This window comes from Simonsiella muelleri ATCC 29453 (genome assembly GCF_002951835.1).
Lineage (GTDB): Bacteria > Pseudomonadota > Gammaproteobacteria > Burkholderiales > Neisseriaceae > Simonsiella > Simonsiella muelleri.
In genome coordinates this window covers 1,523,560-1,537,901 of record NZ_CP019448.1, presented here as the reverse complement: position 1 = coordinate 1,537,901, position 14,342 = coordinate 1,523,560, and the positions used below count along the sequence as shown (strand labels likewise).

The following is a 14,342-nucleotide window of genomic DNA, read 5'->3' as shown; positions in this document are numbered from 1 at the left end:
GACAGCCAAGCGGCAACGTGAAAATCATTTCAAAAATTTAACCACTACTTTTGCCCTACCACTCTTCCTATTTGGTTTCTGTGAAAAAATTCAGCCCTAACAATGTCTTCAGTAGGGCAGAAGTAGCAACTACTCTAATTATTTAACGAGAATTAACAATGAAAGGCACGAAGATGATTAAAAAATTAGCATGGGCAGCGTTATTGTTTTTAGTTGGTTTTTGGTCTGCTATTGAGTTCGTTGTGGATTTGGGAAAATTTTCAGGTGCAATTTCTTTGCTGTTTTTTGGCTTGGGCGTGTTGATTACTTATGCTTTATTAAGTTATTCACAAGATGAAACAGTCGCATGGATTGAGTACGCGCAATACTTGGAAAAAGAGTTGCAAATCAAAGAAAAAGTATGCGCCGATATGGAAGAAATTTATGGCGGTTGGCGTGGCGGAATCCGCGGCGAAATCAAACAAGATTTGGGGCTGGCTTACGGTGCAATGAAAGAAGAAAAGACTGAACCATTTTTTCGCACAGTTAAGGTGGGCGTGGCAGCACAGTCATTTTTCAACAAATCAGCGTGGGCAGATTGGCTAGAGAGTCAATATTTTGAATTACTTAGTGAAATCGCCCAATTAACCGATGACGACAACGACTGGGAACGCGTGGAAGAATGGGAGCGCGTGATTAATGCTTAATTTTGATGATTGTGATTATTTGGAAAACTTAACCCAAAATTGTGTGAAATTGCCCTTTCCGCATAGTGATTTGATGCCAAACAAAAAAACACACTGGGGCAAAAAAAGCAAAATTGCAGAAAAAGCCAAATATGATGCGTGGCTGCTGTCTAAAAAACTACATGGGCGTACAGGTAAATACGGTTTAGCGTGCATTTTTCTCATGCCAGACAACGTGAACCGCGATACGGATAATTTGGTGGCGGCAATGAAACCCGCTTTTGATGGAATGGCTGAAGCCATGCGCGTGAATGATGCCAAATTTAGGGGGCAATTCGCGCTAAAACTTTACCGCAGGGATTATCCTAAAAACATAAACGCTGGTGTATTGGTTTTCGTATTGAGCAGCGAACAGGAGACTTTTGAATATCTCGCGGCGTATTTTGATTTGATTAATAGATTGCCTGAATTTCAGGCAGCCTGAAAAGGAATAGAAGATGTCAATTGAACTTATGATGACAAAAACGCCTAACGGTGAGTTGATTCCATTGTCTGAATACGACTCGGAATTTTCAGGCAGCCTGAAAGTCAATCAGCCATACAAGGTGGTAATCAAACAGGTTTCAAGCAGAAACTTGAAATATCATCGTTTATTTTTCGGTGGATTGATTCCTTTTGCATTTCAATATTGGCAGCCATCAGGAGGCATGATTGGCGAAAATGAACGCGATACGGTGCAATGGGTAATCCGAAGAATGGCGGAACAGTCAGGCGCGAATGTTGCCATTTTGCAAGACTACGCCAACCACGCCCTTGAAGAATTGGCGTTGAAACGCGCTGAAAAATTCGGGCAGCCTGAAACCAGTCTTGAATCTTTTCGCCGCTGGCTAATCATCGCGGCTGGTCGGTTCAAAATCATTGAAACGCCACACGGCATTGTCAAAGAACCTGAATCAATTAGCTTTGCCAATATGCCACATCAAGAAGATTTTGAAAAACTGTACAAAGATTGCGCAGATGTTGTTTGGAATCTTCTTTGCAAACATCAATTCAAATCGCAGGAAGAAATGCACAACGCCATCAATGAATTTTTAGAGATGAACTAAAAATGAGCAAAATCACTCAAGCCGCGCGTGGGCAACCATGCCAAATACGCATCATGGGCGTTTGCAACAAAAATCCCGAAACAACTGTATTGGCACATTATCGCTTAACTGGGACGTGTGGCATGGGCATGAAACCGCCTGACTATTTGGGCGCGTTTTGTTGTTCTGCTTGTCATGATGTGGTTGATGGGCGTGTTGACATTGGGCTATCTCAAGATGAGCGTGATTTGTTACTTGCAGAAGGTGTCATGAGAACGCTGGTGTTATTGGAAAAAATGGGACTGATTCACTGGGAATGAAAGGAAAATTTTATGAAAAATATTAAATTAATTCATGGGGATTGTTTGGATTTATTGAAAAAAATCCCCGATGGCAGCGTTGATTGTGTAATAACCGATCCGCCGTATTATGTTGGCATGACTCACAACGCCCAAAAAGCCGTATTTAGCGACTTGATGATGCTGAAACCATTTTTTACACAATTATTCAATGAATTAAAGCGTGTTGTTAAAAAAGGCGGATTCATTTATGTATTTACAGATTGGCGAACCCTACCATTTTTACAACCTATTTTTGATGAAATTTTAGGCGCAAAAAATTTGTTAGTGTGGGACAAAATTGTTGGGCGTGTATCTCCTTATTACCGTTATCAGCATGAATTCATTTTGTTCGCGACCAATGGCACAAGTGAACGAAAAATCTATGCAAGCAGCATCATTAAGGAAAAATCATTTTCAAGCGGTGCGCATTCTACTAACAAAAAAATCCATCCAACGCAAAAACCTGTTGAGTTATTTCAACGATTAATCACTGATGGTACTGATTGCGGTGATGTCGTATTAGATTGTTTCATGGGTAGCGGCGCGTGTGGTGTGGCTTGCGTCAGATTAGAACGTGAATTTATTGGTTTTGAAATCAACGAAGAGTATTTTAACGGCGCAAAAAAAGCAATTAATAGTGAATTAAATCAATTACCTTTGAATTAAAGGGCGAAGTCGTGAACTTGCGCGAAAGTACTGCAAAAATGAGCGTTAATTAAGTAATGGAGAAAGTATGTATCGGAATATTGACGAGTGTTTAAGTGATGTTTATCGTTTTGGCGCATTGCGAATTGAACCACAAGGAAACACAGGCATGGTGATGCGCTGGTGTGAAAACAAAGGAGTGATTGGCGGTACGAGCAAATTCACACAAGTTGAATGGCACGCAAATGCAGCTATGATTCAAGCACGAATTAATCGTGTGTTGAGCCGTTTTGAATGCGCGGTAATTGGCGCGAAGTATGGTGCGGATTTTTCGGGTTTGGCAGAAATAGCGGTGGCGTTGTATGGGCGTGGCGCGATAAAAGACATGGCGTTGGCGTATGATTTGTTGCAACACATCTATTCAGGCAGCCTGAAAAGAGTGGCAATTATGGATAAGCATAATTTAGCGCGTATGACGTTCCACAGAAAGCGTGAAGCAGTTAAAAAAGTGTTAGCAGAATGGGAAAATACGGCACGATTGAAATTAGATGATGAATTTAGAGCGCGTGGCATTATAACTGCTTGACGTTTGGGAATATTTAGGTATAATTATGCTATATTTCGGAGAAAGTTACGTATAGGTAATTTTCTCCTCTTTATTTTTATTTTGGCTTGATTGTTGGTGGTGGTGCAATCAGGTAGCGGACTAGCGCGTGTATGGTCTCACTCAATCAAAGCGGTTCACGCCCGCGTTTTTTATTTAGACTTCGTTTTAGGCTGCCTCAGGCAGCCTTTGTTGTGTTGCTTTTGCAACTCAATATATTCAGCGCGTAAAATTAGGTATGCTTGCGCGTATTGTGGGACACCTATTTTATGCCAACGGCTGATGGCTGTTCGAGTTATTCCGAAAATTTCTGCCAGTTGTGCTTGTGTCAAATGGGCATCATGTAACATAGTAACAAAATATTGATTTTTTTCTTGCATAAGTTGTATTAGTATGATTAAATAATATTTAGTATTATTTTATCAAATAAAGGCATTTTATGAAAGCATTAAGTGTGCGGTTCCCATTCGCTATGGACATTTTATTGGGTTTAAAAACGATTGAGTTACGCAGTCGTCCAACAAATCACCGTGGTGAATTATTGATTGTCTCTTCAAAATCAGGTGTTGAATATTATTGTAAAAACACCGAAACAGGAGAGTTATTTGAAGCTCCAAAAGGTGCGATGATGTGCGTAGTAAAAGTAGTTGATTGCCGCCCTGCTACCCCTGAAGATGCCGAATTGGCATTTTGTGAAGAAGAAGATATTAAAGAAGGTACATGGGCGTGGGTGCTTGAACCGCAATATCTAACCGAATTTAAACCTTGTGCTGGTAAATTAAATTTGTTTGATGTTGATGATAATTTGATTCAAAAAAATCACGACAAAGATGAATTTGTTAGTCAGTTTCAAAAAGTTGAAAGAACCAAAGGCAAATATCCATATATTGCTGAATTTTAATTTGAATTTAAACTTAAACAAGAAAAGCAGCCTAAAATGGCTGCTTTTTTAACTTTTGGAGAAACATCATGGCTATGACTGCATTTGAAAAAATGGTTACTGGGCAACGCAAGGCAAATATTCGCAAAGGCGGAGCGAGCAAGGCTGGTAATAAATCGCGCAGATTGAGTAATAACGATTTAATTAATAAAGCTAAATCAGGCAAGGCAACAACTTATGAAGCGCATCTATTGTCGCGTCGCAAATCTATGGGTGGTAAAGGTGGTTAAGGCTGCCTGAAATGTCTAACTTGTTATTTGAAACAATCAAAGCTGCAAGCAGAATATCTGATAAGTGCATCGTGTTTTTCTCGGGCGGTAAAGACAGTATTGTTACGCTGGATTTATGCGCTCGTTATTTTAAAAAAATCCATGTGGTTTTTATGTACTCCGTGCCAAACTTGTCGTTTCAAGAGGCAAATTTGCGTTGGTACGAATCAAAGTATGGGATTAAGATTGAGCGTATTCCGCATTTTATGATTTCTGAATGGCTACGTTTAGGCACATTTCGCAAGGCGGATTTTTCTGTACCTATAGTGTCTATTAACGATGTTTACAATTATGCGCGTATCAGTAATGATATGTGGTGGATTGCAGCTGGGGAGCGTATCGCAGATAGCATTGTGCGCCGTGCAATGATTAAAAATTCAGGCAGCATTGATGAAAAGCGTGGGCGTATTTATCCAGTCGCGCATTTTTCCAAAGCCGATATTATGCGCTACATTCAATACCATAGTTTGAAACTAGCCCCTGAATCGCGTTGGCTTGGGCATTCGTTCCGCTCACTTGACGGCAAAGAAATGTTATTAGTTAAACAATATTATCCGCAAGATTATGAAAAAATCCGTGCATGGTTTCCATTTGTGGACGCAGCGATTAAACAATATGAGATGACACAAAATGAAAACTGATTTGCAAAAATATGAACTAGTAACAGTTAAACGTAGTCAATTGCACGAACACCCAAAAAATCCGCGCGTGATTTCTGAAAGTGCGAAAAAGAAACTGAAAGAAAAAATGCGCCAAGTTGGATTATTGCAACCGCCTATTGTGAACAAGCGTTCTGATGGGCGGCTGGTTATTTTAGGTGGGCATCAAAGAATAGGCGTAATGGATAGCTTGAACCGTTATCAAAACGGTAAAAATGACTACGAGCTTGATGTGGCACTGGTTGAAATTGATGAACAAGCTGAATTGGAAATGTTGGTATTTCTGAATAATCCGTCTGCAAGCGGTACATGGGACACAGATTTACTGGCTGAAATCAATCAAGATTTAGGTATTGATTTTGGCGATATGGGCTTTGATAAAATTGACGTGGATTTGCTTTTTGACGGTGATGCGCGGTTTTCTGAACTGTTTGCTGATAACGTAGAAGTTGATGAAACAAAAAACGCACTGGCAGAAATCAAAGAACATCGTAAGGAAAGTACCGCACGTTTGAAAGAAGAAAATAAAGCGGATTTTTACGCTGTTATTGTGTGCCGCGACCAAACTGAAAAAGACAATTTAATGGCGGTGTTACATTTACCCAAATACGAAACAATGATTAGCGCAGATACAGTGTTGTCTGCTGTGAAAGGTTAATTTATGAAAGAGCAGTCTAAACGTGGAAGAAAACCAATTGTGTTTAGCGATGAACAAATTGCACAAGTAGAAGCGTTGGCTGCTTTTTTTACCGTTGAGCAAATTGCGGATTATTTCGGCATCGGGAGAACGACTTTTTTTGAGTTAATGAATCGGCAACCTGAAATTTCTGAACGCTATAAAAAAGGACGAAGCAAAGCCATTGGTCGCGTTGCTAAAACATTAGTTGAACAAGCTGCAGAAGGAAATATGACGGCAGCTATTTTTTATCTGAAAACACAAGGCGGTTGGCGTGAAACACAATCAGTGGATTTGTCTAATTCTGACGGTAGCCTAAATCCAACCGTTATTGAATTGGTGGCGGTTAATGGCAAAAATACAGATTAAGTTACCCGCTAAAATTCAGGCTGCCTTTATTAAACCACGTGGCACTTTACGCTATCGCGGCTTTTTTGGTGGGCGTGGCTCTGGGAAATCGTTTAATGTGGCAAAAATGTTGGCAATTTGGGGTTATGCTGAGACGTTGCGAATTTTATGCACACGCGAATTTCAAAACTCCATCAAAGAAAGTTTTCATGCAGAATTGAAAGCTGCAATTGCCAGTGAGGCGTTTTTGGAAAACGCTTATGATGTGGGCGTGGATTTTATCCGTGGCAAAAATGGCACAGAATTTCTGTTCAAAGGTTTACGAAACAACACGCAATCCATTAAATCATTGGCAAATATTGACATTTGTGTCATTGAAGAAGCAGAAGACATTTCTGAAAGCGCGTGGGAAGTGTTGGAACCGACCATTCGTGCTCCAAAATCTGAAATTTGGGTAATTTGGAATCCAAAACAGCGCGGTAGTGCAACAGATACGCGTTTTAGACAAAATACGCCACCGCGTTCATGTATTGTGGAAATCAACCATAGCGATAACCCATTTTTTCCAGATGTGTTAGATGAGCAGCGAAAATATCAACAAAAAGTGCTAGACCCTGCACGGTATGCGTGGATTTGGGAAGGTGCGTATTACGAGCAATCTGACGCGCAAGTCTTCGCTGGGAAATACGCCGTGCGTGAATTTACACCGCAATCAGATTGGAACGGCGCGTATTTCGGATTAGATTTTGGTTTCTCGCAAGACCCTACAGCCGCGATTGAATGCTACGTTGCCGATAATTGCTTGTGGATTTATCGCGAAGCTGGGGGCGTGGGCTTGGAGTTGGACGATACCGCAGGCTGCCTGAAAAGTATCATGCCCGAAATTGATAAACACATCATTCGCGCAGATTCTGCCCGACCCGAAAGTATCAGCTATTTGCGCCGACATGGTTTACCGCGCATTGTGGCGGTGGAAAAGGGACGTGGCAGCGTGGAAAGTGGCATTGAGTTTATTAAAACGTTTGAAAAAATCTACGTTCACCCAAGCTGCAAACAAACATTGAATGAATTGAATTTATACAGCTACAAAACTGACCGATTGAGCGGTGATGTGTTGCCTGTGTTGGTGGACGCGTTTAATCATTATCTTGATGCACTACGTTACGCGCTTGAACCGCTGATTAAGCAAGCAAGTAAACCCAAACGGGTGGATTTTAGATTGTAGTTTTTAGGTTGCCTGAAAGGTTGTTATGACAGTATCCAGAAAAACAAAAGCGGTTACCCAAATGCACATTCACGGCGCAATGATTGATGCACTGCTGGGTGGCACTGAATCCATGCGTTTGTGTGGGAAAACCTATTTACCACAATGGGCAAATGAAACGCACGAAGCCTATCAAGACCGTTTAGCGACTTCTACGCTATTGCCTGTGTTGAAAGAAACCATTGGGCAAATGGTCGGACGTGTGTTTTATAAAGATTTGGACACTAGCCAAGTTTTCGGTAGCTTGAAAGATTTTTTACCCAATATTGATTTGCAAAATAATTCATTAAATGTGTTTTGCGCAGCGTGGTTTGCTGATGCACTAACAAAAGGTGCAAGTTTTGTGTTAGTGGATTTCCCCGAAAATATCAACAGCTTTACGCGTGCCGATGAAAAACGTTTGAATTTTCGCCCTTACACGGTGTTGATTAAAAATAGCGATGTGTTGGGATTTCGTTATGAAATGCGCAATGGACGAGCCGTCTGTACCCAATTTCGCTATCGCCAAATGATTACAGAATATGATGGTGAATTTGGTGAGCGTGAAATTGAACAAATCAATGTGCATGAAATCGGTAGCGTTCGCCGTTATCGGGTGAATGAAAAAGGAGAAACCTTTATTCATTCTCAATCACGCTTATTACAAAACGGTAAACCGCTTGATGTAATTCCTATCGTAGATTTGGTCTTGGAAAAAACAGGCTTTTTTACAGGGAAACCGCCACTTTTAGAGCTGGCGTATTTGAATATCAAACATTGGCAATCACAATCAGACCAAGACAATATCACGCATTATGTGCGCGTACCATTGCTGCAATATCAAGGACAAGAGAGCATTGATAGCGTGGTTAGTAGTGCAGGCAGCCTGATTAACGTGGGAGAAAGAGGTAATTTGTCGTATGTAGAACATTCAGGAGCCGCAATTGCCGCTGGCGTAAACGCGCTGGAAAAATTAGAGAATGATATGCAAGTGGCTGGCGCAAAATTACTCACACGCACCAAAATTGCCCTAACCGATACGCAAGCGCGTGATGAAGCGGGGCGTGAAGTGAGCTTGTTGCGTCATTATGCCAATTTGCTTGAAGACAGTATAGGGCGAATGCTGGATTTTATGGCAATGTGGCAAGGCGAAACAGATGGCGGTAATGTAGAAATTTCAGGCAGCATTGATGCAGATTACAATCCAACAGCCAGCCTTGATGTGTTGCTAAAAATGAACACCGCAGGCATTTTGAGCCATCAAACACTGTTTGACGAAGCCAAAAAACGGGGCTTATTGTCGCCGTTGCGCCAATGGAAAAACGAACAAAACCGCCTTCAATTGCAAGGTGGCTTGAACATGGATTTCAGGCAGCTTGATGATGAACAAAATCCTAATCAATGAACTGATAACGCGCCAAATTGATTTGTTGCGCTATGAGAAAACCGTTCGCAATGATGTGTTTGCGTTGCTAGACTTTATGCAATCCAACATTCAAACCCAATTATTTTCAGGTAGCTTGAATGCACAAATTGAACACATTGAAAATATTATCAAAAATGGTTATGCCAGTATTTTGAAAATACTTGATGTGTTGCCTGTATTGGACACAGAGATGATGTGGCTTGCTGCAACTTTAGGCGGATTGGCGGCAGCGTATAAGCTTAAAGATAAAATCATTCCATTCGCACAAAAAAAGCTTAAAGATTTAGCAGAAAAATTCACGGTAGGCGGTTTGACGCTGCCTGAAACCCTTGCTAAACAACAAAATGATTTAACCGCCAAAATCAAAGCATGGCTACGACAAGCCAAAATAGATGACATCACGCCCGACTTATCCGAGTTGGGCGATTTGTTTAGCCATGCGAAAAATACCGCCAAAACCATGACGCGAACATGGATTAATAGCGTAGCACATACCGCGCATGATGCGTTTGCCAAAATCAATCCGATGATTAAAGGCTTTCGGCATTTGTCGGTGTTAGACGGCACAACAACTGCAGTTTGCACACATCGCAACGGTTTATTATGGGACAAAAAACGCAATCCCATTGGACACAATGAAGCGTTTAAACGCCCACCTTTGCACTACAATTGTCGCAGTAAATTAGTATACGTATATGATTTAAAAGAGCCTTTTAATGGTTATTCGGGCGAAGATTGGATTAAGTCGCGTAGCTTATCTCAATTGCAAGAGCAGTTTGGCAAGGGTATTGGGCAAATGTTGTTTGACGGAAAAATTCAGTTGTCTGATGCGTTAGATGGCGTGAAACAGCTTACCTTGCAAGCATTGCAATTGAAACAATTGCGCGAACAGTTTGGTACAACATTGACTGATTCTGTTTTAATGAATAGCTTGGTTCAACCTGTATTACGTGAGATGATTTTCAGGCTGCCTGAAATAAAACAAACTGCAAAACAATATCATTTAAGCGATACAGATTACACTGCATTATTTTTATATTCGCGATTAGGACAAACAATTAACCGAGTACAATACAATCGTCAATTTGGTAGTGCTGAGATTCGTGCGGTTTTTGATGAAATTAACACTGCAATCAATCATGCTTTGGCAAAATTACCTAACTATGCTGGCGTGGTAATAAGATTCAGCCATTTACCTAATGATTTTTTAGATTTGCATCAAATTGGACAAGTGGTTCATTATGATAATTTAGTTAGTGCATCATTATTGGAAGTCAAATTATCTAGCCATGAAAATAATCAATTAATTATTTTTTCTAAAAGTGGTAAATTAATTGAAAATTGGAGTGCATTACCACATCAACATGAAGTATTATTTAGAGCAGGTACACGCTTTAAAGTATTGGATAAACAGCAATATGGACAAATGACATATTTATGGTTAGAAGAGATTGACGATGAAAAATGATTTTGCTTTTTGGGATAATCTAACTGAAGATGAAAAAAAACTGCTGTATCATTTTGAAAAAAATAACACAACTTACACTCAAGCACAATCATTTGAACAATGGCTTGAATCACAACAACATTGGCTGGCATGTTATCAAGAAATGAGTCATAACCCCAATAAAGCATGGGCTAAAATGGGGCGACCTTTTCTATTGCCTACGCAAACGTGCTTGACTGATTTAATGGATAAGTGCTGGCTACCATTTTTGACATTGTCAGAAAGTCATCTTGATTTTTACGAACAAGAAGCAAAAGCATTAATTTTATTGCAAAGATATTTAGAAAATTAGCGACTGTTTCGGTATAACTGATTTTTTAATTTTCAGGCAGCCTGCACATTCAGACTGCTTTTTTTACGCCTGATTAAGTCGGGCTTTTTTCGTTTCTAGGAGACAACAATGAATTTTCGTAACCAGTTTTTGAAATATTCTTTTTGCCAAAAAGCAGATGATGATGGTGCTAACGGTGGTTCAGGCAGTCAAGGGCAGCCTGAACAAACATACACAAAATCAGATTTGGACAAGGCAGTCGCTGAACAAGTCGCTGGACTAAAAAATAAAAACAACGAATTAATCAGCAAAGAAAAAGAATTAAAAGCGCAATTGGCGCGTTTTGAAGGCATTGACCCTGATGCGGTTCAGGCAATTTTGAAAAATTTTGCTGACCAAGAAGAAGCCAAGCTGATTACTGAGGGTAAAATTGATGAAGTGCTGGCAAAACGAGCAGAGCGCATGAAAGCAGATTACGATAAAACGCTGTCTAAATTGCAAAGCGATTTAGATAACAAAGATGCGCGTTTAGCAAAATTTGCACAACGTGCCTTATCTGCAAGCGTTCGCGAAGTGGGAGCAAAATTGGCTATTCACACATCGGCATTTGATGACGCGCTTTTACGAGCACAATCAGCATTTGATATTAACGATGAGGGCAACGCTATTGCCAAAGATGGTGTGTTTGGCAAAGATGGGAAGCCTTTGACTTTGCAAGAATGGTTTGAAGATATGAAAGAACTTGCGCCACATTGGTTTGCGGCATCTAGCGGTGGCGGTTCACAAGGAAATTTTAGCGGTGGTTCAGCTGCACCTAAATCCTTGTCTGATTGCAAAACCGATGAAGAACGTGTGGCTTATTTAAAAAGCAAAGCATATTAATTTTAGGCTGCCTGAAAAAAGGCAGCCTTTTTAACAAAAGGAAAAGTAAATGTCTTTTGATTTACAAGTATTTAATAAACAAACTTATACCGTGATGACAGAAGTCGCCGACCAAGATGTTGCTAAATTCAATGAAGCATCAGGTGGTGCAATTGCGTTGTTTAATAAACCATTTTCGGGTGATTTCAATATTCAATCTGCATTTAAAGCAATTGGTGGACTGGTTCGCCGCCGTAATGCTTATGGTTCAGGCAGCGTCAATGCGGTACGCTTGCAAGAAATGTTGAATGTGGCAGTTAAAATTGCAGTAGGTACTGCACCTGTGGAATTTGAACAACAACAATATGACTGGACTTTGCGTAATCCTGAATTGGCAGCAGTACAAATTGGTACACAACTGGCAAAAGCGCGTTTGGCAGATATGTTGAATGCTGGTGTGGCAGCGATTTCAGGTAATTCGTCTATGGTGCATGATGCTTCTAGCAGTGCGCCTACGTTTGATGTGTTGAATTCGGGTGCAGCAAAAATGGGCGATCGTTCAGGCAGCTTAAAAGCATGGGTGGTGCATTCAGCTACGATGCACAAATTGTATTCGAATGCTTTGACCAATGCGGAGCGTTTGTTTGCGTATGAAGGTGTGAATGTGATACGCGACCCATTTGGACGTGTGTTTGTGATTACGGATTCGCCAGCTTTGTCTAGCGATTCGGTTTATCACACGTTGGGCTTGGTGGATAATGCGATTGTGGTAAACGACAACAACGATTTCCGTGCGGTTTTAGACGACAAAACAGGCGAAGAAAACCTAAAAACAGTTTATCAAGCTGAATGGACCTTTGGTGTGTCGGTAAAAGGTTATGCGTGGGATATGGCAAACGGTGGCAAATCGCCTACTGATGCTGCGATTGCGACACCTACCAACTGGGACAAAGTGGCAACTAGCAACAAAGATACGGCTGGCGTATTGGTTAAAACCGCATGATGAATTTCAGGCAGCTTGAGCAACTTTCAGGCTGCCTGAAAATATTTGAATAAGGAAAAAATGTATGAAAATTTTGTATTTTACGCGTGATTTTTCGGCTAAAAATGTGGCGTTTGCCAAACAGCATGGTTTGACAATGCGTAACGCTGGCGCGGTGGACACTGGCGTAAATCCCGAGCCGTGTGATGCAGTATATGGCGATGATGTGCCTAGTGTGTATTTGGAAAAGTACGAGATTTACACGCTGCCTGAAAAGGTTGATGTGCAAACCGTTGAAAAACTACAAGCGCGTATCGCTGAATTGGAAGCGCAATTAGCTGAAAAATCCAAGAAAACGGTTAAAAAAGATGAAGCGTAGTTTTCAGGCTGCCTGAAAGGTTTGAATCATGATTAATAATAGTGCTGATTCTATCCCCTTTTCTTTTGGCGGTGGCGAATCTACGCATTCTGCCCAATCCAGTGCTTATGCGGATTTGAAAGTGGCTGATGCTTATCATGGGGCGCGTCAATCTTCAACTGTATGGAATGGTTTTGATGATGAGCAGAAGTTGCAGCGTTTGACTTCAGCCAGTGATTTTATTGACCGTGTTGCACCTTTAGGCTACATCGGACAGCCTGAAAGTGTGGCACAAATCCGCGCCTTTCCGCGTGTGTTGCCTGATGCTTCGGTGGCGGTTACGCCTTATCAAGTGGTGGCTGCGTGTTGTGAGTTGGCATTGTTGAACGATATTTCAGGCAGCCTGCCTAATTCGGCTGATTTGAAGTCTATCGGCAGCGTGTTACTCAAAGGCGAAGAATGCGACTGTGATAACAAGGAAATGTTGTTGGCGGTGCAAATGGCAGTGTTGATGCTGGGGCAATTTTTTAAACGTAAAAGCGTCCATTGCGTGAGATTGGGGCGTGGCTGATGATTCGAGTAATCGCGCAATTTAACGCGCCTATTTGGTTGCCATTGGATAAATTAGCGGCGGTGGATTTAGCTAATCCGATGCGTGAAATTGGGCGCAAACTGGAAACTTCGGTTTGGCAAAATTACAATCAGCAAAGGCAGCCTGACGGTGTGCCTTGGATTCCGTCTAAACGTGCCATTCAAGACGGTGGCAAAACACTGATTAACACAGGGCGTATGTTGGCGAGTTTGTCGTTTGTGTCGGGGCGTGATTTTGTTGAGGTAGGTTATCCGCAAGGGGATATTCCGCGCTGGTTGCATTTTGGCGTATCGCAAAACAATTTACCTGCGCGTGAACATTTGGGTTTACGTGATGACGATGAAACCGCCATTCATCAAATTTTGTCGAATTATTTTGACAATTTGTTGAAATAATTCAGGCTGCCTGAAAGGGATTTGAGTGAAAGATTATTTTGCAGTAGGCAAGGCGATTGAATCGCGCTTAGCTGAAACCATGGGGCAAGATTTTGATTTAATTTGCAGCCCTTTTACCGCTAACGACCCAAATGTTTTGAAAAAGCTGGCAGTGTCGGCGCATATTAATCAGTTACCCAGTTCGTTTGAAAACAGTACAGGCAATGGGGAACGACAGACAGAAACGCAAAAATGGCAAGTTTCGCTGGTGTTTCAATCGCCCCAAACGGTGCAAGAAGAAGCGGCTTTGCGTGAAAAGGCTGGTGCGTTGTGCTTGAAATTGCGCCAAGCATTACAAGGATTTAAACCGTTTGATGCGGAATGTAAGCCTTTGCGAGCGGTGGGCAATCAGTTTTATTTAACTGATGATTGTCGGTTTCGGATTTTTGCATTCACGTTCACATCGGTGTGTGTGATTTGATGTTGTGGCAACTTG

Annotated in this window: 22 protein-coding genes; 21 read left to right on the top strand and 1 reads right to left on the bottom strand. The window is 41.3% G+C overall.

Annotated elements, in window-relative coordinates; genetic code table 11:
* Nucleotides 1-173: 173 nt before the first annotated feature.
* From BWP33_RS07625 to BWP33_RS07600, 6 genes are all read left to right on the top strand, one after another.
* The gene (locus tag BWP33_RS07625; protein WP_224451212.1) at nt 174-686 is read left to right on the top strand and encodes a hypothetical protein; all 513 of its coding nucleotides are present in this window, start codon (nt 174-176) and stop codon (nt 684-686) included.
* Complete coding sequence (locus tag BWP33_RS07620) at nt 679-1,149, top strand: hypothetical protein (RefSeq protein ID WP_002643064.1); 471 nt, start codon at nt 679-681, stop codon at nt 1,147-1,149. Before BWP33_RS07625 ends, BWP33_RS07620 begins: the two co-directional genes overlap by 8 nt.
* 13 nt (nt 1,150-1,162) lie before the next feature.
* A complete protein-coding gene (locus BWP33_RS07615; protein ID WP_002643063.1) occupies nt 1,163-1,771 on the top strand; it encodes a DUF1367 family protein in 609 nt (202 codons plus the stop codon).
* 2 nt (nt 1,772-1,773) lie between these two features.
* Nucleotides 1,774-2,070, top strand: coding sequence for a DUF1364 domain-containing protein (locus BWP33_RS07610; protein WP_002643062.1), 297 nt, complete (start codon nt 1,774-1,776; stop codon nt 2,068-2,070).
* Between the two features lie 12 nt (nt 2,071-2,082).
* A complete protein-coding gene (locus BWP33_RS07605) occupies nt 2,083-2,757 on the top strand; it encodes a DNA-methyltransferase (RefSeq protein ID WP_002643061.1) in 675 nt (224 codons plus the stop codon).
* Between the two features lie 67 nt (nt 2,758-2,824).
* Nucleotides 2,825-3,322: a hypothetical protein gene (locus tag BWP33_RS07600; protein WP_002643060.1), complete on the top strand. Its 498-nt coding sequence runs from the start codon at nt 2,825-2,827 to the stop codon at nt 3,320-3,322.
* Nucleotides 3,323-3,492: 170 nt separating this feature from the next.
* Here BWP33_RS07600 and BWP33_RS07595 read toward each other — a convergent pair whose 3' ends face one another.
* Nucleotides 3,493-3,720 (bottom strand): transcriptional regulator, encoded by a 228-nt coding sequence (locus BWP33_RS07595; protein ID WP_002643059.1) that lies wholly within the window; start codon nt 3,718-3,720, stop codon nt 3,493-3,495.
* 59 nt (nt 3,721-3,779) lie between these two features.
* On the opposite strand from BWP33_RS07595, the gene BWP33_RS07590 reads away from it, so the two are divergent.
* The 15 genes from BWP33_RS07590 to BWP33_RS07520 all read left to right on the top strand — a co-directional run bounded on the left by BWP33_RS07590 (nt 3,780) and on the right by BWP33_RS07520 (nt 14,327).
* Complete coding sequence (locus BWP33_RS07590; RefSeq protein WP_002643058.1) at nt 3,780-4,241, top strand: ASCH domain-containing protein; 462 nt, start codon at nt 3,780-3,782, stop codon at nt 4,239-4,241.
* Nucleotides 4,242-4,309: 68 nt separating this feature from the next.
* Nucleotides 4,310-4,510, top strand: coding sequence for a hypothetical protein (locus BWP33_RS07585; protein ID WP_002643057.1), 201 nt, complete (start codon nt 4,310-4,312; stop codon nt 4,508-4,510).
* An 11-nt stretch (nt 4,511-4,521) separates the two neighbouring features.
* A complete protein-coding gene (locus BWP33_RS07580; protein WP_002643056.1) occupies nt 4,522-5,190 on the top strand; it encodes a phosphoadenosine phosphosulfate reductase domain-containing protein in 669 nt (222 codons plus the stop codon).
* Nucleotides 5,180-5,866: a ParB N-terminal domain-containing protein gene (locus BWP33_RS07575; RefSeq protein WP_002643055.1), complete on the top strand. Its 687-nt coding sequence runs from the start codon at nt 5,180-5,182 to the stop codon at nt 5,864-5,866. The genes BWP33_RS07580 and BWP33_RS07575 overlap by 11 nt, the downstream gene beginning before the upstream one ends.
* A 3-nt stretch (nt 5,867-5,869) precedes the next feature.
* Nucleotides 5,870-6,253: a hypothetical protein gene (locus BWP33_RS07570; protein WP_002643054.1), complete on the top strand. Its 384-nt coding sequence runs from the start codon at nt 5,870-5,872 to the stop codon at nt 6,251-6,253.
* Nucleotides 6,234-7,457, top strand: a complete 1,224-nt coding sequence (locus BWP33_RS07565) for a PBSX family phage terminase large subunit (RefSeq protein ID WP_002643053.1) — start codon at nt 6,234-6,236, stop codon at nt 7,455-7,457. The genes BWP33_RS07570 and BWP33_RS07565 overlap by 20 nt, the downstream gene beginning before the upstream one ends.
* A 25-nt stretch (nt 7,458-7,482) precedes the next feature.
* Nucleotides 7,483-8,880, top strand: coding sequence for a DUF4055 domain-containing protein (locus tag BWP33_RS07560; protein ID WP_002643052.1), 1,398 nt, complete (start codon nt 7,483-7,485; stop codon nt 8,878-8,880).
* Nucleotides 8,855-10,369, top strand: a complete 1,515-nt coding sequence (locus tag BWP33_RS07555; protein WP_155999671.1) for a structural protein — start codon at nt 8,855-8,857, stop codon at nt 10,367-10,369. The genes BWP33_RS07560 and BWP33_RS07555 overlap by 26 nt, the downstream gene beginning before the upstream one ends.
* Nucleotides 10,359-10,700 carry a hypothetical protein gene (locus BWP33_RS07550; RefSeq protein WP_002643050.1) on the top strand — a complete coding sequence of 114 codons (342 nt, stop codon included), beginning with the start codon at nt 10,359-10,361 and terminating at the stop codon, nt 10,698-10,700. Before BWP33_RS07555 ends, BWP33_RS07550 begins: the two co-directional genes overlap by 11 nt.
* 108 nt (nt 10,701-10,808) lie before the next feature.
* Nucleotides 10,809-11,561, top strand: coding sequence for a hypothetical protein (locus BWP33_RS07545; protein ID WP_002643049.1), 753 nt, complete (start codon nt 10,809-10,811; stop codon nt 11,559-11,561).
* 49 nt (nt 11,562-11,610) lie between these two features.
* A complete protein-coding gene (locus BWP33_RS07540) occupies nt 11,611-12,543 on the top strand; it encodes a major capsid protein (RefSeq protein WP_002643048.1) in 933 nt (310 codons plus the stop codon).
* A gap of 64 nt (nt 12,544-12,607) precedes the next feature.
* Nucleotides 12,608-12,901 carry a hypothetical protein gene (locus BWP33_RS07535; protein WP_002643047.1) on the top strand — a complete coding sequence of 98 codons (294 nt, stop codon included), beginning with the start codon at nt 12,608-12,610 and terminating at the stop codon, nt 12,899-12,901.
* Between the two features lie 28 nt (nt 12,902-12,929).
* The gene (locus tag BWP33_RS07530; protein ID WP_002643046.1) at nt 12,930-13,451 is read left to right on the top strand and encodes a DnaT-like ssDNA-binding protein; all 522 of its coding nucleotides are present in this window, start codon (nt 12,930-12,932) and stop codon (nt 13,449-13,451) included.
* A complete protein-coding gene (locus BWP33_RS07525) occupies nt 13,451-13,867 on the top strand; it encodes a phage virion morphogenesis protein (protein WP_002643045.1) in 417 nt (138 codons plus the stop codon). The genes BWP33_RS07530 and BWP33_RS07525 overlap by 1 nt, the downstream gene beginning before the upstream one ends.
* A 25-nt stretch (nt 13,868-13,892) precedes the next feature.
* On the top strand, nt 13,893-14,327 hold the full coding sequence (locus tag BWP33_RS07520) for a phage tail terminator protein (RefSeq protein ID WP_002643044.1): 435 nt from the start codon (nt 13,893-13,895) through the stop codon (nt 14,325-14,327).
* Nucleotides 14,328-14,342 lie beyond the last annotated feature (15 nt).